Source organism: Rhizobium sp. YIM 134829 (assembly GCF_046546455.1).
On sequence record NZ_JBKHKI010000001.1, the window covers coordinates 33,966 to 55,312 of the forward strand.

Sequence of the window (21,347 nt, forward strand, 5' to 3'; positions counted from 1 at the left end):
CTGCCTCACCCCTGCGGCGTCACATGCCGTCTCGCGCCCTTGCGCTCGAGGCCCAGGCGGTGCTCGCGGACGATGATGAAGATGCCGGCGCCGATGACGATCAGGGTGCCGGCCAGCATCTCGATGGTCGGCACGTCGCCGAAGACGAGATAGCCGATCGCCAGCCCGAGAACAATCGAGGTATATTCGAAGGGCGCGATCACCGACATGTCGGCATGGCGGTAGCTCTCGGTCATCAGAAGCTGCGCCACCCCGCCGCAAAAGCCGGCCAGCATCAAAAACACAAAGGCCCGGCCGGTCAGCGGCTCCCAGCCGAAGGGGAGCGAGAGCAGCGAGAAGCAAGAGGCCGACAGCGAGAAATAGAGGACGATCGTGTGCGTGCGCTCATGATCGACCAGCTTGCGCACCAGCACCATGGCGGTGGCGCCGAGGCTGGCAGAGGCGAGCACGGCGATTGCCCCCATCGCCGCGCCGGTATCGGCCCCTTCCGCGCCGAACAGTGTCAGCCGCGGCCAGGTGATGATGGCGACGCCGATGAGTCCGATCGCCACCGCCGACCAGCGATAGGCCCTAACGACCTCCTTGAGGAACACCGCCGCGAAGATGACGGCGATCAGCGGCATGGCATAGCCGATGGCGATCGCCTCGGGCAGCGGCAGATGGGTCAGCCCGTAGAAGCCGCAGCTCATCGCCAGGATGCCGATGAAGCCGCGCGAGAGATGGCCGGGGAGGTTCTGGGTCTGGAAGGCCTGCCGCAGGGCGCCGCGCAAAGCGAGGTAGGCGAGGATCGGGATCATCGCGAAGGCCGAGCGGTAGAAGGTGATCTGCCCGGTCGGAATGCCGGTGCCGGCCGCCTTGATCAACGTCGACATGGCGACGAAGATGACGACGGAGGCAACCTTCAGGCCGATGCCGACAAGCGGGTTTCTCTCGGATCGATCCATCGCAGGCATGGCCCCCTCACCAAAGGGCGGGGCCCCCTGTCTTCCCGCCCGCTATAGAGACCGGCCTTCCCGTTTTCCAGCCTTCAGGCTAGAAAGAGGGGGTGCACCCGGCAGAGGATCGGCTCTCAAGTCCTCTCCGCGGTTTCACTTCGGCTCACATGGTTTTGCTTGATGGGGCCGGTGTCGGACGAGTGGGAATCGCCTAAACCTTTATCTATTGTTAGCCTGAAGGGCTTAAGCCTTGACGGCAACAGAACCGGCGCCCCTTGCGCCGGGTCCAAGACGCTGCGCCGGAGGCAACGGGACAGACCATGCGGACAGACACGGGCGAGATCATCCATCTCGAGGATTATCGCGAAACGGATTTCGTCCTCGAGCGGGTCGATCTTACCTTCGAGCTGGATCCGACCGATACCAAGGTCGAGGCCCGGCTGATCTTCCACCGGCGCGCGGGTGTCCCGGCCGATGCGCCGCTGGTGCTCGATGGCGACGAACTGACCATGACCGGCCTGCTGCTCGACCAGGAGCCGATCGCTGCCAGCGATTACGAGGCCGGCGCGACCGCGCTCATCATCCGCAACCTGCCGGAAAGCGTCCCCTTCGAGATCTGCATTACCACCGCGCTCTCGCCGCAGACCAACACGCAGCTGATGGGTCTCTACCGCACCAACAATGTCTATTGCACACAGTGCGAGGCGGAAGGCTTCCGGCGGATCACCTATTTCCCCGATCGGCCGGATGTGCTGGCCGTCTATACGGTCAACATCATCGCCGACAAGGCGACCGCGCCGCTCTTGCTTTCCAACGGCAATTTCCTCGGCGGCGCAGGCATGGGCGATGGCCGCCACTTCGCCGCCTGGTTCGATCCGCATCCGAAGCCCAGCTATCTCTTCGCGCTGGTCGCCGGCGATCTCGGTGTCGTGGAAGACACGTTCACCACCGCGTCTGGCCGCGAGGTGGCGCTGAAGATCTATGTCGAGCATGGCAACGAGCCGCGCGCGACCTACGCCATGGATGCGCTCAAGCGCTCCATGCGCTGGGACGAGGAGGTCTTCGGCCGCGAATACGACCTCGACATCTTCATGATCGTCGCCGTCTCCGACTTCAACATGGGCGCCATGGAGAACAAGGGGCTCAATGTCTTCAACGACAAATATGTGCTCGCCGATCCGGAGACCGCCACCGACCAGGACTATGCCAATATCGAGGCGATCATCGCGCACGAATATTTCCATAACTGGACCGGAAACCGGATTACCTGCCGCGACTGGTTCCAGCTCTGCCTCAAGGAAGGTCTGACGGTCTATCGCGACCACGAATTCTCGGCCGACCAGCGCTCGCGCGCCGTCAAGCGCATCGCCGAGGTGCGCATGCTGAAAGCCGAGCAATTTCCGGAGGATGGCGGTCCACTCGCCCACCCCGTTCGGCCGACCCGCTATCGCGAGATCAACAATTTCTACACGACGACCGTCTATGAAAAGGGTTCGGAAGTCACCCGGATGATTGCCACCCTGCTTGGGCGCGATCTCTTCAAGGCCGGCATGGACCTCTATTTCGAGCGCCATGACGGCCAGGCGGTGACGATCGAGGATTTTGTCGCCTGTTTCGAGGCGGTCAGCGGCCGCGACCTTACCCAGTTCGCGCTCTGGTATCATCAGGCCGGCACGCCGCTGGTCAGCGCCTCCGGCACCTACGACGCTGCGCGCCAGCGCTTCACGCTCGCGCTCGAGCAGATGGTGCCGCCGACGCCCGGCCAGCCGACCAAGGAGCCGATGCATATTCCGCTGCGCCTGGCGCTGGTGCTCGAGGATGGCTCGATCGCAACACCCTCCGCCGTTACCGGCGGCGAGCTGACCGGCGACGTTTTGCACCTGACCGAGCGAAGCCAGACGGTGCATTTCGACGGCATATCCAGCCGCCCGGTGATCTCGCTCAACCGCGATTTCTCCGCACCGGTCAATCTGCACCTGGAACGCAGCGCCGCCGAGCGCGCCCATCTCGCCCGCTACGAAACCGATCTCTTCGCCCGCTGGCAGGCGCTGAACGACATGGCGCTCCTGGCGCTGGTCGAAGGCACGGCCTCCGTGCGCACGGGTGAGCCGCTGACGATCGAACCGGCGCTGATCGAAGCGCTGCTCGTGGCCGCCGGCGACGAGACGCTGGAACCCGCCTTCCGCGCCCAGGCGCTGGCCTTGCCGAGCGAATCCGACATCGCCCGCGAGATCGGCCGCCAAGTCGATCCGGATGCGATCTTTTCCGCCCGCCAGCAGATCATGGCGGCCATCGCCGAGGCAGGGAGAGAGCAATTTGCCGCTCTCTTCGAGCAGCTGGCTCCGAGCGGCCCCTTCACGCCGGATGCGGCCAGCGCTGGGCGACGGGCGCTGCGCAATAGCGCCCTGACCTATCTCGTCGTGGCGGAAAACAGCCCGGCCCGCGCCGCCAAGGCCTTTGCCGCGGCCGACAACATGACCGACCGGATTCACGCACTGACCACGCTGGCCCACCGTTTCCACGATGCCCCGGAAACGACCCAGGCGCTGGACGATTTCAAGACGCGCTTTGCCGACAATGCGCTGGTGATCGACAAGTGGTTTGCCGCCCAGGCGACCATTCCGGGCAACGGGGCACTGGCAAGGGTCAAGGCCCTGTTGGCCGATCCCTTGTTCAACCCGCTCAATCCGAACCGCGTCCGGTCGCTGATCGGCACCTTCGCCTTCTCCAACCCGACCGGCTTCAACCGGCCGGACGGCGAGGCCTATCGCTTCCTGGCCGCCGAGATCCTCGACATCGACCGCCGCAATCCGCAGCTCGCCGCGCGGTTGCTCACCTCCATGCGCTCCTGGCGCTCGCTGGAGGATGGCCGGGCCGAGCGGGCGAAGCTCGCGCTCAAGGAGATCGCAGCTGGCGCGAAGCTGTCGGCGGACGTTTCTGACATCGTCGAACGAACGCTGAAGTCGTAAGTTATTCCTGTATTACTTACGTTCCAAGCCATTATAAAGGCTGCATTTTCTCAAGAAAATGCGGCCTTTTTCGTCAAGCCTGTGAAATTGCATGGGTGAGAATTGGTTAACGGTTCTTTAGTCTTGGCTCTGGACAAGCGGAATCCGAGTTGATTCATTAGCGCAGATTCGGGCGAGCGGCGCGCCGAATCAGCGAGGTCTAAAGAATTGACGAAGATGGCGGAAGCGCAGCCCCTGCGCGCGGCCGGTGAGCGGCTGCGTCCCCGATTCGAGGCTCTGAAGAGCCTGGAAGAGGAACTGATCCAGCACGCCCGGATCTTCACCGAGCCGGCAGCCTTGAAGCTGACGAAGGCCGAGCCGCTGCTTAAGCGCTCGATCCCGATCCTCATCATCGCCTTTCTCTGCATCGTGGCGATCGCCCGCATCAGCGGCATCATCGTCGAATACTCCCGCATGGAGACCCACGCCCGGCAGACGACGCAGCTGGCCGCCATGGCCGGCGAGGCGGTGCTGCGGCGGGATGCCACGCTCATCTTCGACACGGCCGGCCGGGCCGCGGTGGAAGCCCGCCTCGCCGATCTTCTCGATGCCGACCTGCTGCAGAGCGGCGCCTTCGCGCTCGCCGTCCGCTATGACGGTCGCATTTTCGGCGCCACCGGCGACGGTACCCCCTTTGCCGGCCGCACTCTGTCGGCAATCGCGCCCGATGTAGCGGCGTTTCAATATTTCGGCGACCACTCGACCGTGATGAAGACGGCGATTGCCGGCGAGCATTATATCGTGGCGCTGATCCAGGTGGCGGCAGCCGACGCCGGCGCCGCGCCGGGCACCCTCCTCATCGCCACGCCGCTCTCGGAGATGGAGCGGCTGTGGCGGGACGAGATCTCGCTCAATGTCACGCTCTTTGCCGGCATCTCCGCCATCCTCCTCGTCATCCTCTATGCCTATTACATCCAGTCGAAGCGCGCCCGCGATGCTGACGAGATCTTTGCCGAGTCGAACCTGCGCGTCGAGTCGGCGCTCTCGCGCGGGCGCTGCGGCCTGTGGGACTTCGACCTTCCGAACCGGCGGCTGATCTGGTCGCGGTCCATGTATGAAATGCTTGGCATGACGCCGCAGACCAGCGTGCTCTCCTTCGGCGATGCCGCGCGACTCATGCATCCGGAAGACAATGGCATCTACCAGGTCGCCCGCGCCATCGCCCGGGGCGATGCCCCGCAGATCGACCATGTCTTCCGCATGCGTCATGCCGATGGCCATTATGTCTGGCTCAGAGCCCGCGCTCAGGTGATCCGCACCGGCAGCGACCGGGTGCATCTGATCGGCATTGCCATGGATGTCACCGAGCAGCACCGTCTTGCCCAGCGCTATGCCGAGGCCGATCAGCGGTTGGCCGACGCCATCGCCTGTACCTCGGAAGCCTTCGTGCTGTGGGACAAGAACGACCGCCTGGTCATGTGCAACAAGCATTACCAGGAAGCCTATCAGCTGCCGGACCGGGTGCTGGTGCCCGGCACCGAGCGCGCCGTCGTCTATGCCGCCTCGGCGCGTCCGATGATCGAGCGGCGCCTGACCGACCCGGACCGCGAGGCGCATTCCTCGACCTCCGAGGTCCAGCTCGCCGACCAGCGCTGGCTGCAGATCAACGAGCGGCGCACCCGCGACGGCGGCCTCGTTTCGGTCGGCACCGACATCACGCTCCTGAAACGCCACCAGGTGCGCCTGCGCGAATCCGAACGGCGGCTGATGGCGACGATCGGCGATCTCTCCACCTCCCAGTCGACGCTGGAGCGCCAGAAGGCGGAGCTCTCTGTCGCCAACGCCAACTACCAGGCCGAGAAGGAACGGGCGGAGGCCGCCAACCGCGCCAAGTCCGAATTCCTCGCCAATATGAGCCACGAGCTGCGCACGCCGCTCAACGCCATTCTCGGCTTCTCCGAGATCCTCAAGAGCCGGCTGTTCGGCCCGCTCGGCTCGGAGAAATACGACGAATACGCCCATGACATTCACGAAAGCGGCAAGCATCTCCTGAACGTCATCAACGACATTCTCGACATGTCGAAGATCGAGGCCGGGCAGATGCAGATCGACCGCGAAACGATCGATCTGGCGCCCCTGATCGAGGAAACGCTGCGGCTCACCACCATTCCGGCTGAGCAGAAGAACATCCGCATCGTCCAGACGATCTCCTCGGGCCTTACCATGCATGCCGATCGCCGGGCGATGAAGCAGGTGCTGCTCAATCTGCTTTCCAATGCCGTCAAGTTCACCAATGAGGGCGGTCAGGTATCGCTCCGTGCCCGCAAGGTCTCCGGTGCCGTCATGCTCACCATTGCCGATAGCGGCATCGGCATTCCGCGCGCGGCACTCGCCAAGATCGGCCAGCCCTTCGAGCAGGTGCAGAGCCAATATGCCAAGAGCAAGGGCGGCTCGGGCCTTGGGCTTGCCATCTCCCGCTCACTCACCATCCTGCATGGCGGGCGCATGCGCATTCATTCCGAAGAGAGCAAGGGCACGATCATCTCCGTGCGCATCCCCGACTTCGCCTGAGACGAGCGTGGGACCGCGGCGCGGCCCCGCTCATGGGCTGGCGAGCGCCGTGAAGATCCGGCGGACGGATTTGCCGAGGCCGCGCAGCTCCGCCTCCAGCACCTTCATGTCCGGCGCATCGCCCGCCCGGCAGAGGAGATCGATCAGCCCGGCCGGTGCCTCCTCCGGTTCGAAAGGATCGTCCAGGCAGAGCCGAAGCACCTGCGAAAGCGCCGTCATCAGGTGCAGCGCATGGGTGAGCGTCTCGGCATCCTCGGGACTCAGAAACTGGGGGCCGAGTTGCGCCAGCACGGCGCGGGTTGGCGTGCCGCTTGGCGGCGCCGCGATCCCCCGCCCGGCCGCCATCAACATCATGAACTGCGCCGAAAACTCCAGGTCGACCAGCCCGCCCGGAATGAGCTTCAGGTCCCACGCGCCGTCCGGAGCCTTCTCCTTGTCGATCAGCGCCCGCATCTCGGCCACGTCCTTGGCCGTCTGGCGCGGATCGCGCGGCGCGGAAAGGATCGCGGCGAAGACTGCGGTCGCCTCGGCCATCAGCCCCGCATCGCCGGCGATCGCGCGGGCCCGCGTCAGCGCCAGATGTTCCCAGGTCCAGGCCTCCTCCTGTTGGTAGCGGGCAAAGGCCGGCATCCGCGTCGCCACCGGGCCCTTGTTGCCCGAGGGACGTAGCCGCATGTCCACCGCATAGAGCACGCCCTCGGCGGTCGGCGCCGAAAGCGCGGCGATCAGCCTCTGCGTCAGCCGCGCATAATAGCGGGTCGGGTCGAGCGGACGGGGCCCATCGGACTCCACCTGCTCGTCGTCATGGTCGTAGATCAGGATGAGGTCGATATCCGAACCGGCGGTCAGCTCGCGGCTGCCGGCCTTGCCCATGGCGATCAGCGCCAGCCGCCCGCCGGGGATCACCCCATGCGCGGCAACCATCTCCGCCTCGACGGCTTCGAGGGCGGCGGCGATGACAAGATCGGCCAGATCCGTCAGTGCCTCGCCGCTCGCCTCGCCGTCCAGCACGCCGGTGAGCAGGCGAATGCCGAGCAGGAAGCGCTGTTCGGCGGCAAAGATGCGCAGCCGGTCGAGCCGGTCCTCGTAGTGGCGCGCCGGCGCCAGGAAATCGACGAGACGCGCGGCGAGTGCCGCCCGCTCCGGTCGCTCGGCCAGGAGCCGGCGGTCGAGCAGCCCGTCGAAGACATGCGGGCGCGCCGCGACGATCTCCGCCAGCCTCGGCGCCGAAGACATGATGGTGACGAGCAGCGAAAGCAGGCCGGGATTGTTGCCGAGCAGCGAGAAGAGCTGGATGCCGGCCGGCAGCTGGCGCAGGAAGCCATCGAAGCGGAGCAGCGCCTCATCGGCCCGCCGGCTCTCGCCGAACACTTTGAGCAGCGCCGGCGTCAGCTCCGTCAGCCTTTCCCGCGCCTCCACCGATTGCGTCGCCCGGTAGCGGCCATTGTGCCAGGTGCGCAGTACGCGGGAGATATCCTCGGGCCGCTCATAGCCGAGCCGGCGCAGGGTTTCGAGCGTGTCGGGGTCGTCGCTCTGGCCGGTGAAGACCAGGTTGCCGCTCTCGGTCGTCAGGGACGCTTCGCGCTCGAAGAGCTGCGCATAGCGCCGCTCGACCCTGCGAAGCACCTTCGAAAGCGCCTCGGAGAAGCTGCGGGCATCGGCAAAGCCCATCATCAGCGCGATGCGCTTCAGCTCCGCCTCGCTGGTCGGCAGCACATGGCTCTGCTCGTCATGCACCATCTGGATCCGGTGCTCGACATCGCGCAGGAACCAGTAGGCTGCCGTCAGCTCGTCGCGCGTCTGCCCGTCGATCCAGCCCTCGCGGGCGAGCTCGGCCAGCATGGCCTCGGTCTCGCGGCCGCGCAGGCTCGGCGTCCGCCCGCCGGCGATCAGCTGCTGGGTCTGCACGAAGAACTCGATCTCGCGAATCCCGCCGCGGCCGAGCTTCACATTGTGGCCCTTCACCGCGATCTCGCCATGCCCCTTGTGCGCATGGATCTGCCGCTTGATCGAATGGATGTCGGCGATCGCCGCATAGTCGAGATATTTGCGGAAGACGAAGGGCCGCAGCTCGCGGAGAAAACCGGCGCCGGCCTCCAGATCGCCCGCCACCGGCTGGGCCTTGATGAAGGCGGCCCGCTCCCAGTTCTGCCCGCGGCCTTCATAATAGATCAGCGCCGCCTCGACGGGGATGGCGAGCGGCGTTGCGCCCGGATCGGGCCGAAGGCGCAGGTCGGTGCGGAAGACATAGCCGTCGCCGGTCCGTTCCTGCAGGATGCGGATCAGCCTCCTCAGCAGCCGGGCGAAAATTTCCGGCGCATCGCTGGGATCGGCAAAACCCGCCGCCTGCGGCTCGTAGAAGACGACGAGATCGATGTCGGAGGAAAAGTTGAGCTCGCCCGCGCCGAGCTTGCCCATGCCGAGCACGATGACGCCCGATCCGGCGGAGGGTCGCCGCTCGTCGGCAAGGTGGATCTGCCCGGCTTTGTGCGCGCCGAGCAGCAGATGGTCGACCACCGCCGAAACGGCGGCGCCGGCAAAGCGGCTGAGATCGCGGGCGCTTGCCTTCGCATCGCTGAGCCGCGCAAGATCGGCGAGCGCCAAAGCCAGCGCCATCTCCCGTTTCGCTCTCCGCAACCGCGTCATGATCTCGCCATCGCTCACCCCCTCGCCCTGCCAGGCGTTTCGGGCGGACGCGATTCGGGCCTCGAGAAAGACATTGAGCGGTGTCGCCAAAAGCTCCGCCAGCACGGCCGGGCGCAGCGCCGCCGCATCGCGCAGATAGGGGGAGAGCGAGAAGGCCGCGACCAGGAAGTCGCGTACCGCGGCCGCGTCCTCGAGGAATGGCGCCAAGGCCGGCGCCTCGCGGGCCAACGCGCGCAGATCGGCAAGGCCGGCCTTCGCCTCGGCCTTGCTCATCGGCATGATCGGGTTTCGCGCGAGGGCGCCCAGCCGGGCAGCCTCGTCATGCGGCGGCCGGCTCTCCGGCGCAGGCCTCTCCTTGTCCGCCATCCTGTCCTCCCGTGGCAGGCTCAGGCTAAACCATTCCAGGCGAAAGCGGAATCGCCTTTGCAACCACCGCCGCGAATGAAGCCGATCCCGACGTCTTTCGCCGTCCGGCCAACCGGCCGATCGTCACCCACGCGCGCCTGGAAAAACCATCTCCGCCGTCAGTCCGACAGCACCCTCCGCCTCTGGGCTGGTCGCGAAGAAGCTCAAGGTCCCCTTGTGGATCTCCATCACCGCCTCGACCAGCGACAGGCCGAGCCCGGTTCCGGGCTTGGAGCGGCTTTCGTCGAGCCGCACGAAGCGCTGCACGACGGCCTCGCGCTTGTCGGCCGGAATGCCTGGTCCGTGATCGGCGACGCGGATCACCGCATTGCCCTCACGCAGCGCAAGCGACACGGCGATCTCGGGATTGACCGCGCCGTCAGCATATTTGATCGCATTGTCGATGAGATTGCCGAGCGCCTGGCCGATCAGCTCGCGATTGCCGGTCAGGTGGATGCCGGGGGCGACATCCGCCGTCAGCCGCAGCCCCTGGTCCTCGGCAAGCGGCTCGTAGAGCTCGACGCAATCGGCAACGCTGGCGCTCAAATCCACCTCGCTCAGCTCCGCCACAGAGGATCCGGCCTCTACGCGCGAAATCATCAGCAGCGCGTTGAAGGTGCGGATCAATTGGTCTGATTCGGCGATAATCTCTTCGAGCGACGCCCGGTGGCCCTCATGCGCGCCGCTGCGCGAGAGTGCGGCTTCCGCCTTGTTGCGCAGGCGCGTCAGCGGCGTCTTGAGGTCATGGGCGATATTGTCGGAGACCTGCCGCAGCCCCTCGTTCAGCTTCTCGATCCGGCCGAGCATGGCGTTCAGCGAGACCGACAGCCGGTCGAACTCGTCGCCGGAGCCGTTGACCGGCAGGCGCTGCGAGAGGTCGCCGGCCATGATCCGCGTGCTCGCATCCGACATGCGGTCGATGCGGCGCAGCGCATTGCGGCCGATGCCGAACCAGATGATCAGCGCGCCGACGCCCATGACGCCGAGCGCCACCATCAGCGCCTGGCGCACCAACCCGCGGAACTTCTCCGGCTCCTGCAGGTCGCGGCCGACCAGAACGCGCAGACCATTGTCGAGGAAGAGCACCTGTGCCAGCGCCACGTTCCAGTGCCGCCGCGCCTCTTCCGTGTAGCGCTGATAGCGGAAGCTGTCCTCCGTCCAGCCCTCCTTGTCGAGCAGGCCCGGCTGCAGCGAAGCGACATTGCCGGCGAGAATCTCGCCGGTCGACCCGGCAATGACATAGAGATTGGCACCCGGCTGGCGGGCGCGCCGCTCCAGCGTGCGCAACAACGCATTGACGCCGCCGCGATTGTAGATGGTCTCGATCTGCGAGACTTCCTCGCTCACTGCATCGCGCGTCTGCTGTTCGAGGAGCCGCTGCGACATGGCGGTGACATAGATGACGAGAAAGGCGGCGCAGAGCGAGAAGAGAAGCAGATAGAGTGCCGAGAGGCGCACCGCCGTGGTGCGCCAGAGACTGGCGATCCGCCTCATGCCTCGACGCGTCCGTCATCCTTGATCATATAGCCGGAGCCGCGCACGGTGCGCAGCAGCGGCTGGTCGAAATCCTTCTCGATCTTGGCCCGCAGCCGCGAGACATGGACGTCGATCACATTGGTCTGCGGGTCGAAGTGATAGTCCCAGACATTTTCGAGCAGCATGGTGCGGGTCACCACCTGGCCGGCATTCTTCATCAGATATTCGAGCAGACGGAATTCGCGCGGCTGCAGCAGGATCTCGCGGCCTTGGCGCTTGACGGAATGCGAGAGCCGATCGAGCTCCAGATCGCCGACGCGATAGACCATGTCCTGCTCCGGCGTGCCCTTGCGCCGGCCGAGCACCTCGACGCGGGCGAGCAGCTCGTTGAAGGCATAGGGCTTCGGCAGGTAATCGTCGCCACCGGCCCGCAGGCCGGTCACCCGGTCGTCGACCTGGCCGAGCGCCGAGAGGATCAGCACCGGCGTGTGAATGCCCTTCTGGCGCAGTTCCGAGATCAGCGACAGTCCGTCGCGCCGCGGCAGCATCCGATCGACGATCAGCACGTCATAGCTGTTCTCGCAGGCCATGAAGAGGCCGCTCTCACCGTCGCTGGCGTGGTCGCAGACGATACCGGCCTCGCGAAACGCCTTGGCGAGATAGGCGGCCGCCTCCAGGTCGTCCTCGACAATCAAGATCTTCATGTGGCTGACCATAATCCCGGTCCTCATCGTCCTGCAATGGTGACGCGCGTCGAGCGGTGTGATCCGGCCGATGGCCGGTGAGCAAACGCCGCGGGAAATCCCGCGGCGCCGTCAGTTTGGAGAGGCCTCAGGCTCAGCCCTGATCGATCGGCAGCGCCACGAAGCGGCTCGCATTCTCGGCCTGGATCTGGAACAGCGCCTTGGAGCGCCCGTCCTTCTTGGCGGCACTGATCACACGGAGGATATCGTCGGCCGACTTGACCTCCTGATTGTTGACCGAGACGATCTTCTCGCCTTCCTTGACGCCGCGATCGCTCGCATCGGAGTCGGGGTCGACGCTGGAGATCGTCACGCCCTGGCCGTCCTCGGCGGGAGAGACGGAGATGCCGAGATTGGCGAGCGCCTTCTCGCTGGCAGGCTCGTTCTCACCCTGCTGTTCGGAGGGCTCGGCCGAGGCCTGCTGCGGATCGTCGGGCAGCTGGCCGATCTTCAGATCGACGCTGATCGACTTGCCACCGCGCCAGAGCGAGACGTCCACCGTGCTGCCCGGCTTCATCGCGCCGATCTTGCGGGCGAGTTCGCGCGGGCCCTTGATCGGCTCGCCGTCGACGGCGGTGACGACGTCACCCTTCTTGATGCCGGCCTTCTCGCCCGGCGAACCCGGCTGGGGCTCGACGACAAGGGCGCCGCTCGCTTCCGCGAGACCCAGGCTGTCGGCGATATCCTTCGACACCGGCTGGATCTGCACGCCGAGCCAGCCGCGGGAGACCGAGCCGTCCTTCATCAGATCCGCCACGACATCCTTGGCGACGGACGCCGGAATGGCGAAGGCGATGCCGACATTGCCGCCCGACGGCGAGAAGATGGCGGTGTTGATACCGACGACTTCACCCGCGAGGTTGAAGGTCGGGCCGCCGGAATTGCCGCGGTTCACCGCCGCATCCACCTGCAGATAGTCGTCATAGGGGCCGGAGCCGATGTCGCGGCCACGGGCCGAGACGATGCCGGCTGTCACCGTGCCGCCGAGACCGAAGGGATTGCCGACGGCCACGACCCAGTCGCCGACGCGCACCTTGCTGTCATCGGCAAAGGAGACATAGGTGAACTTGCGCTTGGCATCGACCTTCAGCACGGCGAGGTCGGTGCGGCTGTCCTTGCCGATCAGCTTGGCATCGAGCTCCGTGCCGTCGTTCAACACGACCGTGAAGGCCGCGCCATCGCTGACGACGTGATTGTTGGTCACCAGATAGCCGTCTTCGCTGATGAAGAAGCCCGAACCCTGCGAGGTCGGGTGCAGGCGGCCGGGCTTGCCCTTATCGCCACGCTCGGCGCGCGGGCCGTTGGGGCCACCATTCGGGCCACCGCCATTGGGACCGCCGAACTCGCGGAAAAAGCGCTTCAGCGGATGATCGTCCGGCAGCTCATCGAAGCCGCGGCCGCCGAAATCGAAGGAGAAGCCGTTCGTGGCATCATCCGAAACCGGATTGGCACGGGTGGAGACCCGCACGGAGACGACGGCCGGAGAGACGGCATCGACCACATTGGCAAAGCCCGGCACGGCTTCGGGGGTCGCGATCTTCACGGGCTCGGCGAAGGACTGGCTGATGGCGGGAATGCCGGTCGCCAGCATCACGGCGGCGAGACCCGCCACGGTCGAGGCCTTCAGCGTGGTTTTCAGGGTAGAACGGGGGGTTTGGGTCATGCTCATCCGAGTCACCTTCTTGTCCTCAACTCCTGGCCTCACACCCCTTCGGGTATCGGCCGATGGCAAAGAGATAGGGCTTTCGACCTTACGGCGCAGTGACCGGGGAATGAAAACTTCGTAATGTTGTTCCGACCTTACACCGGCAGGGCAGAACGCCGGTTGAGGCTGGGGCCCAAGCCTCCTGCACTCTCCGCCCTTCCACCGTAGACGCCCCGCCGTCTTGTCAGCGCTCGGGCGCGATCCCGGGCGCTGCGTCCGCGGCCGGCTGTCGTTCCAGAAGCCGGGCGAGCGCCTCCTGCTCCTCGGGCGAAAGCGGCGTGCCACGCGTGGCCGTGCCGCGTCGTCTCCGCGCCGCAAGGAAGAGCGCCGTCGCGCCCGCGAGCAGCAGTACGGCGGGTGCCGCCCAGAGGATCAGCGTCTTGCCTTCCACCCGCGGCTTCAGCAGCACGAATTCGCCATAGCGGGAGACGACATAGTCGATCACAGCCTCGTCGCTCTCTCCCTTCTGCAGCCGCTCGCGCACCAGCCGGCGCAGATCCTTGGCAAGCTCGGCATTGGAATCGTCGATCGACTGGTTCTGGCAGACCATGCAGCGCAATTGCGCCGACAACCCCCGCGCCCGCCCCTCCAGCACCGGATCCGCCAGCACCTCATCCGGATTGACGGCGAAGGCGGGGACGGTGGAGAGAGCGAGAAACAGGGCAAGGATGAAGGCGCGCATTGCGCGTGGAAAGACAGACCCCCTCTGGCCTGCAGGCCATCTCCCCAACAAGGGGGGAGAGACCCGGCCGCGACCGCTCGGCTCCTCAAGACACAATCTGCAAGAAGCGGTGCCCTCGATGCCGAGGGGGGAAAGGGACTGCCGGTCGTACCCCCTGGTCTCTCCCCCCTTGTGGGGGAGATGGGAGGCAGCCCAGAGGGGGTCTTGCGGCAAAGCACCACGCGCCCCGTCGCCGCTCCGAAGCGCGTCCATGCCCGACAAGTCCGCCACGCCGCTCACTCCGCTGCCACCGCGCGCGGCCGGGCCGTGCGCTTGGCCGGCGCGCCGATGCGGAGGCGGCGGTCGCTCAAGGAGACGGCGCCGCCGATCATCATCAGCACCGCCCCGCCCCAGATCGCCAGAATCATCGGCTTCCACCACAGCCGGACGACAATGCCGCCATCGGGCAGGTCGTCGCCGAGCGAGACATAGAGTTGGCTGAGCCCGAAGGTGAGGATGCCGGCCTCGGTCGTCGGCATGCGGCGAGCCGTATAGACGCGCTTGGCCGAATAGACATCCGCCACGACGACGCCCGCCCGGCGAATGGTGAAATGGCCCCGCTCCTCGGTAAAGTTGGGTCCCTGGCCGGGCCGCACGCCGTCGAAGGTCACCTGGTAGCCGCCGGCCTCCAGCGCCATGCCGGTCTTCATCTCGGCAATGTGCTCGGTTGAAAAGGCCGTGGCCGCGACGATGCCGACGACGGTGACGCCGAGACCGGCATGGGCGAGCGTCGTGCCGAAGACCGAGCGCGGCAGGCCCTTCAGCCGCCGGAGCGCGACCGCCGCAGGGACACGGCCAAGATTGGCGCGCAGCGCCAGATCCGTCACTGCGCCGGCAATCATGAAGGCGCCGAGCGCCAGGCCGAAGGCGGCGAGGATTGGCCCGCCGCCCCTGGCATAGGCAACCCCCGCGGCGACGACGAGGCCGATCGCAGCGGCGGCGATCAGCCGTTGGCCGGCGCCCATCAGGTCGCCGCGCTTCCAGGCGATCAGCGGGCCGAAGGGTACCGCAAACAGCAGCGGCAGCATCAACAGGCCGAAGGTGAGGTTGAAGAAGGGCGCGCCGACGGAGATCTTGTCGCCGGTCAGCGCTTCGAGCGCCAACGGATAGAGCGTTCCGATCAGCACCGTCGCCGTCGCCGTCGTCAAAATCAGATTGTTGAGCACCAGCGCACCCTCGCGCGAGATCGGCGCGAAGATCCCGCCCGCCTTCAGCCGTGTCGCACGCAGCGCGAAGAGACCGAGCGCCCCGCCGATGAACAGGATGAGGATGACCAGGATGAAGATGCCGCGCTGCGGATCGGTGGCGAAGGCATGAACCGAGGTGAGCACGCCCGAGCGCACCAGGAAGGTACCGAGCAGCGAGAGCGAGAAGGTGAGGATTGCCAGCAGCACGGTCCAGATCTTCAGTGCCTCGCGCTTTTCCATGACGAGCGCCGAATGAAGGAGCGCGGTGCCGGCGAGCCAGGGCATGAAGGAGGCGTTCTCGACCGGATCCCAGAACCACCAGCCGCCCCAGCCAAGCTCGTAATAGGCCCAATAGGACCCCATGGCGATGCCGGCGGTGAGGAAGGACCAGGCGGCAAGCGTCCAGGGCCTGACCCAGCGCGCCCAGGCCGCATCGAGCCGCCCTTCGATCAGCGCCGCGACGGCGAAGGAGAAGCTGACGGAAAAGCCGACATAGCCGAGATAGAGGAGCGGCGGATGGATGGCGAGGCCGACATCCTGCAGAACCGGGTTCAGATCCTCCCCCTCGCCCGGAGCCGGAATCAACCGGGCGAAGGGGTTGGAGGTCAGCAGGATGAAAAGCGCGAAGGCGGTGGCGATCAGCCCCTGCACGGATAGGACATGCGCCTTGAGGCTCGCCGGCAGGTTGCGGCCGAAGAGCGCGACGAGGGCGGAGAAGAAGGCGAGGATCAGCAGCCAAAGCAGCATCGAGCCTTCATGATTCCCCCAGACGCCGGAGAACTTGTAGACGAGCGGCATCATCGAATGCGAATTGGCCCAGACGTTCTCGACCGAGAAATCCGACGTCACATGTGCATAGGTGAGTGCGGCGAAGGCAATCGTGACCAAGGTAAAGCTCGCATAAGCGGCGGCCGTGCCGCTCTCCATCAGCGCCGCATCGCGCCGCCAGGCACCGAGCGCCGGCAGCAGCGCCTGGATGAGGCTGGTCGCCAGCGCCAGCACCAGCGCATAATGGCCGAGCTCGACGATCATCGAATGGTCTCCTTGCCGCCGAGCGAGACGCCCTGCGCCTTCAGCCGGTCGGCGACGTCCTTCGGCATATAGGTCTCGTCATGCTTGGCGAGCACCGTGTCGGCGAGAAAGGTCCCTTGCTCGCTCATCACGCCCTCGGCCACGACGCCCTGCCCCTCGCGGAAGAGATCGGGGAGGATGCCGGTATAGCGGACCGGAACCGTCACCCGCGTGTCGGTCACATCGAAGCTGACCGTCAGGCCGGCGCCGCGCTCGACCGAGCCGTTCGCCACCAGGCCGCCGAGGCGAATACGCGTGCCCGGCGCCACATGCGCGGCCTGCAGATCACCGGGCACGTAAAAATAGGCAACCGCCTGTCCGAAGGCGAAGAGTACCAGCAGCACCGCCGCCGCCACGAAGCCGACGCCGCCGGCAATCAGGCTCAGCCGCTTCTGCTTGCGGTTCATTGCGTGCCTCCTCGCGCGTTGAGGCCCAGCTCGCCGGCAAGCGCCAGCAATTGCCGCCCCTCGGTGCGGTCGCCGGGGAAAGTCGTCAGACCCTCGGCCAGCGCCGCTTCGGCCTTGTCGCGCTCGCCAAGCACGGCATAGGAGCGGATGATGCGCAGCCAGCCCTCGAGATTGTTCGGATCGTCCTTCAGCCTGACGGCCAAGCTCTCGACCATGCCGGCGATCATCTGCCGCCGGTCTTCGCCCGAGAGCTTTGCCGCCTTGGCGACCTCTTCCGCGCTCGGATCGCCCGGCGCTGCCGCGGCCGACGCGGCGTCGCGCGCTGACAGACGCGCGAGGTTGCTTTCAAGCAGCGGGCGCCAGGGGGCATCGGCAGGTGCCGCCGCGAGCAGGGTGGAATAGGCGGCCTGCGCCTCGGCCGTTTTCCCCTCCTGCTCCAGCGCCAGCGCCAGATAATAGCGGGCCCGCGGCTCGTCGGGATGGAGCGCCAGCATCTGCCGGAGTACGGTCTGCGCGGCCTCGGTCACCTGTCCGCCGGCCTTGGCGATGCGGCTTTCGGCGAGACCGCCCAGCCGCTCGGGCGTCGGTCCAAGCAGGCGCACGGCTTCTGCGAAGGCCTGCTCCGCCTTGTCGAGCTGGCCGGTGCGGTAGTAGATCGGCCCCAGCACATCCCAGCCCTGACCATCCTCCGGGTTCGCGGCAAGCCTCTGCTCGGCTCGGGCGATCAACAGCTCGATGTCGTCGCCGGGATTGGCCAGCCGCGCGGAAAGCGGCGCATCCGGCAGGCTTGGACTTCCCGTCGTCAGATAGACGCAGAGCCCCACCGCCGGCAGAAGCAGGATGACCAGCGCCTGCGCCAGTCGGTTGACGCCGTGGCCGGCCGATCTCTGGATCTCCCGCGACGCCGTTTCGGCCGCGATCAGCCGCCGCGCCACCTCGGCCCGGGCGAGCTCCGCCTCATCAGTCGAAATCAACCCTTGCGCCAGATCGCGCTCGATTTCGTCCAGCTGGTCGCGATAGACCGCCGCATCCTGCCGACCTGCGGGGATCGGCGCCGCCCCGCCGCGCAGCAGCGGCTTCAGCAGGAAGACCGCGACGGCGGCCGTCATCAAGGCAACAAGGATCCAGAACAGCATGCTGGCTGATTACACCGCGGGTTTGCCGCTTCCAATCGCTATTTCGAGGCTGACGGAGAAGTGAGGCCTTTCGCCGCGCGGCAATCCCGGCTGCGATGCCGGAGAAAGACGACGGGGACCGAGACTGCTGCCGGCTCAGGTCAGCGGCGTCCAGCTGCCGTCGCTGTTGCGGCAGGCGACGCCGCGGGCCACGGTTTCGCTGCCGCTCATCGTCACCGTGTGGCTGTATTGCCGGCAGTTCTGCGAGCCGACCTGATAGGGCGCCGTTGCCACCACCGAGCCGCGCACCTTCGACCCCTGCCAGATCACTGGCTGCCCGCCGGGCGCGGCTTCCAGCGCGCGATATTCCGCCTCCAGCGCGCGCTGACGGTCGGCGGAGCTTAAGCTCTGACCGGCGCCCTTGGCGATGATCCCGCCCTGCAACGCAGCGATATAGGTCGCGGAATTGGCAAGACGGCCGGTGGAGGCCAGCGCTGCCGTCGGGCCGGTGCCGCTGCGCGTGCCGCAGCCGGCAAGCATCGTCGCCGCCAGGCCGAGGCTCAGGAGAGCGAACAGGCGAAGACGGGTGGAAGGCTGGCGATCGATCATTCGGGGTTCCGTATCGGCGCGGGTCGAGAGACGTCCGCCCTCTTCTGACACTCCCGGCCGGGCGAGGCAACAGCCGATCGCAGACGGTCCGCCTCGCGATTACCTTTCCAATGGCCCGCGCTGCGCGCCGCAGCACCCAGGCCCTCAGGCGGCTCAGGAGGCTGCGGGCAGCACCAGCCGTGCCTTCAGGCCGCCGAGTGCGCCGCGGGTCAAGCCCAGCGTGCCGTGATATTCCCCGGCGATCTCGCGCACGATCGAGAGGCCGAGGCCGGTGCCGGGCTTGCTCTCGTCGAGCCGCCGCCCGCGCTTGATCGCGACCGCGATCTCGTCGGGCTCGAGGCCGGGTCCGTCATCCTCGACATCGATGATGACCCAGTGGCGCCGGCCGGGGTCGCGGCCGACCACGTCCTCGCCGGCAAGCTCGGCCGTCAGCCGCACCTGGCCGGTCGCGTATCGGGCGGCATTGTCGAGCAGGTTGCCGACCGTCTCCTCCACGTCCTGCTGCTCCATGGCGAGCACCAGGCCCGGCGGCGTGATGGAGAGCACGAAGGCCTTGTCGGCATGCAGCCGGCGCATCACCCGCACCAGCCGTTCCAGCACCACCTCCACCTCCGTGCGCGCCAGCACCGATTCGCGCTGCGCCGCGATCCGGGCGCGGTTCAAGTAGGACTGGACCTGCATCTGCATCGCATCCGCCTGGTTGCGCACCAGCTCGCCATGCGGCGCTTCCAGCACGCGCGCCTCGTTGATCAGCACGGCAAGCGGGGTTTTCAGCGAATGGGCGAGATTGCCGACCTGCATGCGGGCCCGCTCGATGATGCGGCGGTTGCTTTCGATCAGTGCATTCACCTCGCTCGCCAAAGGCTGGATCTCGCGGGGAAATTCGCCGTCCAGCCGCTCGCTTTCGCCGGCGCGGATCTTTTCCAGCGAGCGGCGCGCCTGGTCGAGCGGCCGCAGGCCGAAGAGGATGGTCAGCGCATTCATCCCCAGCCCGCCAAAGCCGAAGATGGCCAGCGAGACATAGAGATTGCGGTTGAAGTCGTTGATGTCGGATTCGAGCACGTCGCGATTGCCCGACAGGCGGAAGCGTGCGGCACGGCCCTGGAGATCGAGGATCACCTCGGTCTCGGCCACCTCCACCTCGTTGCCGAAGGAATCGCGCGTCGTGTAGAAGCGCTCGTAGCGAATGTCGAAGGGTACCTGGTCGACGCTGACGATCGGGAGCTTGCCGGAGCCGAGCGAGGTGGAGACCAGCGGCGGCGTGTTGAACTCGCCGATCGGCTCGACGATCCAGTACCAGCCGGTCTGCGGCTGCGAAAAACGCAGATCGCCCAGTTGCGGGCTGCCCGCCAGCACCTGCTTGTCGTTGACGGATGTGGAGTTGATGACGTTGTACAGCTGCGCGCGCAGAAGGTCCTGGAAGCCGCGCTCGGAGCCCTGGCGGTAGAGGGTCGAGATGACCACGCCGATGACGACCAGTGCCGCGACCGCCCAGATCGTCGAGACGAGCAGCACGCGGGCCGTGAGCGATTGGAGCCGCAGCATGGTCCTATCGCCCTCCCCGGTCGCGTTGGCTCAAGGTTTGGCATCCTTGTCGACGAGGCCCGGCGCCTGCATGCGATAGCCAAGCCCACGCACCGTCTCGATCAGGTCGTTGCCGATCTTCTTGCGCAGCCGGCCGACGAAGACCTCGATCGTGTTCGAATCCCGGTCGAAATCCTGGTCGTACATATGCTCGACCAGCTCTGTGCGCGACACCACCTGGCCCATGTGGTGCATGAGATAGGAGAGCAGCCGGAACTCGTGCGAGGTCAATTTTAGCGCCACGCCGTTGACGGTCGCCTTCGAGCCCTTGGTGTCGAGACGCACCGGGCCGCAGACGATCTCCGAGGTCGCGTGGCCGGCAGCGCGGCGGATCAGCGCGCGGATGCGCGCCAGCACCTCTTCCACATGGAAGGGCTTGGTCACGTAATCATCGGCGCCGGCATCGATGCCCGCCACCTTGTCGCTCCAGCGATCGCGGGCAGTCAGGATCAGCACCGGCATGCGCCGCTCGGCCGCCCGCCATTTCTCCAGCACCGTGATGCCGTCCATCTCGGGAAGGCCGATATCGAGAATGATCGCATCATAGGGCTCGGATTCGCCCAGATAATGCCCTTCCTCGCCGTCGAAGGCCTGGTCGACGACATAACCCGCCTCTTTCAGCGTGTCCGTCAGCTGCCGGTTCAGGTTGACGTCGTCTTCGACCACCAGAATGCGCATGGATGCCGTTTCACCTTCCGCTCGCCGGCCTTGACAGGCGGCACGCTTCCTTCGAGCAACTCCGGCCATCACGGGATCACCGCAGATGCTCCATGCTCTCGCCTTTACCGCAATCTTCAACGCCGAAGCGATCCCGCTCCGGCCAAGAATGCTCTAGCCCGTTCGCCGCAAGGGCGCAAACGGTGCCTCCACCTACATCGGCACGCGCACCGTCAGCTTCTTCGGACGACCGCCATTGCCGGGAACGAGAACGGTGATGACGCACTCGCCGTCCCCCGTCGGCTGCACGGAGAGCAGCTCGCCCCCGGTCTCGCTCACCACCTGCTGCGCCGCCGCGCCGCAATCGTCGCTCACCCTCACCACCGAAGGCGTCTCGTCGACGCTCGATGGCGCTGCGCCGAAAAGGCCGGCGACCAGCGTCGTGACAAGGAGGGGTGAGGACATGAGGACACTCTTGGCTTCCGGCCGGCATCCGCCGCGTGTGGCCAATCTCTTAGACGACCCCGTCTGAATGGCAAATGAATGTCTGCTGCAGCGCGCCATGGC

General features: G+C 66.4%; 15 protein-coding genes. 2 read left to right on the top strand and 13 right to left on the bottom strand.

What is annotated here, in order from left to right; all coding sequences use genetic code 11:
- Window positions 1-5: 5 nt before the first annotated feature.
- Window positions 6-944, bottom strand: a complete 939-nt coding sequence (locus ACLE20_RS00205; protein WP_410938243.1) for a DMT family transporter — start codon at window positions 942-944, stop codon at window positions 6-8.
- Window positions 945-1,255: 311 nt separating this feature from the next.
- Here ACLE20_RS00205 and pepN point away from each other — a divergent pair, with 311 nt between their 5' ends.
- On the top strand, window positions 1,256-3,904 hold the full coding sequence (gene pepN / locus ACLE20_RS00210) for an aminopeptidase N (RefSeq protein WP_410938244.1): 2,649 nt from the start codon (window positions 1,256-1,258) through the stop codon (window positions 3,902-3,904).
- A 207-nt stretch (window positions 3,905-4,111) separates the two neighbouring features.
- A complete protein-coding gene (locus ACLE20_RS00215; RefSeq protein WP_410938245.1) occupies window positions 4,112-6,454 on the top strand; it encodes a PAS domain-containing sensor histidine kinase in 2,343 nt (780 codons plus the stop codon).
- A gap of 30 nt (window positions 6,455-6,484) precedes the next feature.
- Here ACLE20_RS00215 and ACLE20_RS00220 read toward each other — a convergent pair whose 3' ends face one another.
- The 12 genes from ACLE20_RS00220 to ACLE20_RS00275 all read right to left on the bottom strand — a co-directional run bounded on the left by ACLE20_RS00220 (window position 6,485) and on the right by ACLE20_RS00275 (window position 21,245).
- Window positions 6,485-9,466, bottom strand: coding sequence for a bifunctional [glutamine synthetase] adenylyltransferase/[glutamine synthetase]-adenylyl-L-tyrosine phosphorylase (locus ACLE20_RS00220; protein ID WP_410938246.1), 2,982 nt, complete (start codon window positions 9,464-9,466; stop codon window positions 6,485-6,487).
- 123 nt (window positions 9,467-9,589) lie between these two features.
- On the bottom strand, window positions 9,590-10,999 hold the full coding sequence (locus tag ACLE20_RS00225) for a sensor histidine kinase (RefSeq protein WP_410938247.1): 1,410 nt from the start codon (window positions 10,997-10,999) through the stop codon (window positions 9,590-9,592).
- A complete protein-coding gene (locus ACLE20_RS00230) occupies window positions 10,996-11,697 on the bottom strand; it encodes a response regulator transcription factor (RefSeq protein ID WP_410938248.1) in 702 nt (233 codons plus the stop codon). Before ACLE20_RS00230 ends, ACLE20_RS00225 begins: the two co-directional genes overlap by 4 nt.
- Before the next feature lie 121 nt (window positions 11,698-11,818).
- The gene (locus tag ACLE20_RS00235) at window positions 11,819-13,393 is read right to left on the bottom strand and encodes a Do family serine endopeptidase (protein WP_410938249.1); all 1,575 of its coding nucleotides are present in this window, start codon (window positions 13,391-13,393) and stop codon (window positions 11,819-11,821) included.
- Between the two features lie 220 nt (window positions 13,394-13,613).
- Window positions 13,614-14,111 (bottom strand): cytochrome c-type biogenesis protein, encoded by a 498-nt coding sequence (locus ACLE20_RS00240; RefSeq protein WP_410938250.1) that lies wholly within the window; start codon window positions 14,109-14,111, stop codon window positions 13,614-13,616.
- A gap of 275 nt (window positions 14,112-14,386) precedes the next feature.
- Window positions 14,387-16,369: a heme lyase CcmF/NrfE family subunit gene (locus ACLE20_RS00245; RefSeq protein ID WP_410938251.1), complete on the bottom strand. Its 1,983-nt coding sequence runs from the start codon at window positions 16,367-16,369 to the stop codon at window positions 14,387-14,389.
- Window positions 16,366-16,815, bottom strand: a complete 450-nt coding sequence (ccmE, locus tag ACLE20_RS00250; RefSeq protein WP_410938252.1) for a cytochrome c maturation protein CcmE — start codon at window positions 16,813-16,815, stop codon at window positions 16,366-16,368. Before ccmE ends, ACLE20_RS00245 begins: the two co-directional genes overlap by 4 nt.
- Window positions 16,812-17,951: a c-type cytochrome biogenesis protein CcmI gene (gene ccmI / locus ACLE20_RS00255; protein ID WP_410938253.1), complete on the bottom strand. Its 1,140-nt coding sequence runs from the start codon at window positions 17,949-17,951 to the stop codon at window positions 16,812-16,814. The genes ccmE and ccmI overlap by 4 nt, the downstream gene beginning before the upstream one ends.
- Before the next feature lie 135 nt (window positions 17,952-18,086).
- Window positions 18,087-18,539 (bottom strand): hypothetical protein, encoded by a 453-nt coding sequence (locus tag ACLE20_RS00260; RefSeq protein WP_410938254.1) that lies wholly within the window; start codon window positions 18,537-18,539, stop codon window positions 18,087-18,089.
- 153 nt (window positions 18,540-18,692) lie between these two features.
- Window positions 18,693-20,081, bottom strand: a complete 1,389-nt coding sequence (locus ACLE20_RS00265; protein ID WP_410939095.1) for an ATP-binding protein — start codon at window positions 20,079-20,081, stop codon at window positions 18,693-18,695.
- A 33-nt stretch (window positions 20,082-20,114) separates the two neighbouring features.
- A complete protein-coding gene (locus ACLE20_RS00270; protein ID WP_410938255.1) occupies window positions 20,115-20,801 on the bottom strand; it encodes a response regulator transcription factor in 687 nt (228 codons plus the stop codon).
- 192 nt (window positions 20,802-20,993) lie between these two features.
- Window positions 20,994-21,245: a hypothetical protein gene (locus ACLE20_RS00275; protein ID WP_410938256.1), complete on the bottom strand. Its 252-nt coding sequence runs from the start codon at window positions 21,243-21,245 to the stop codon at window positions 20,994-20,996.
- Between the last annotated feature and the right edge of the window lie 102 nt (window positions 21,246-21,347).

Bases quoted from the DNA above. Each gene is read 5' to 3' on its own strand.
- ACLE20_RS00235 (WP_410938249.1), bottom strand. From the start codon at position 13,393: ATGAGCATGACCCAAACCCCCCGTTCTACCCTGAAAACCACGCTGAAG.
- ACLE20_RS00245 (WP_410938251.1), bottom strand. From the start codon at position 16,369: ATGATCGTCGAGCTCGGCCATTATGCGCTGGTGCTGGCGCTGGCGACC.
- ACLE20_RS00205 (WP_410938243.1), bottom strand. From the start codon at position 944: ATGGATCGATCCGAGAGAAACCCGCTTGTCGGCATCGGCCTGAAGGTT.
- ACLE20_RS00270 (WP_410938255.1), bottom strand. From the start codon at position 20,801: ATGCGCATTCTGGTGGTCGAAGACGACGTCAACCTGAACCGGCAGCTG.
- ACLE20_RS00275 (WP_410938256.1), bottom strand. From the start codon at position 21,245: ATGTCCTCACCCCTCCTTGTCACGACGCTGGTCGCCGGCCTTTTCGGC.
- ccmE (WP_410938252.1), bottom strand. From the start codon at position 16,815: ATGAACCGCAAGCAGAAGCGGCTGAGCCTGATTGCCGGCGGCGTCGGC.
- pepN (WP_410938244.1), top strand. From the start codon at position 1,256: ATGCGGACAGACACGGGCGAGATCATCCATCTCGAGGATTATCGCGAA.
- ccmI (WP_410938253.1), bottom strand. From the start codon at position 17,951: ATGCTGTTCTGGATCCTTGTTGCCTTGATGACGGCCGCCGTCGCGGTC.
- ACLE20_RS00230 (WP_410938248.1), bottom strand. From the start codon at position 11,697: ATGGTCAGCCACATGAAGATCTTGATTGTCGAGGACGACCTGGAGGCG.
- ACLE20_RS00260 (WP_410938254.1), bottom strand. From the start codon at position 18,539: ATGATCGATCGCCAGCCTTCCACCCGTCTTCGCCTGTTCGCTCTCCTG.
- ACLE20_RS00225 (WP_410938247.1), bottom strand. From the start codon at position 10,999: ATGAGGCGGATCGCCAGTCTCTGGCGCACCACGGCGGTGCGCCTCTCG.
- ACLE20_RS00240 (WP_410938250.1), bottom strand. From the start codon at position 14,111: ATGCGCGCCTTCATCCTTGCCCTGTTTCTCGCTCTCTCCACCGTCCCC.
- ACLE20_RS00220 (WP_410938246.1), bottom strand. From the start codon at position 9,466: ATGGCGGACAAGGAGAGGCCTGCGCCGGAGAGCCGGCCGCCGCATGAC.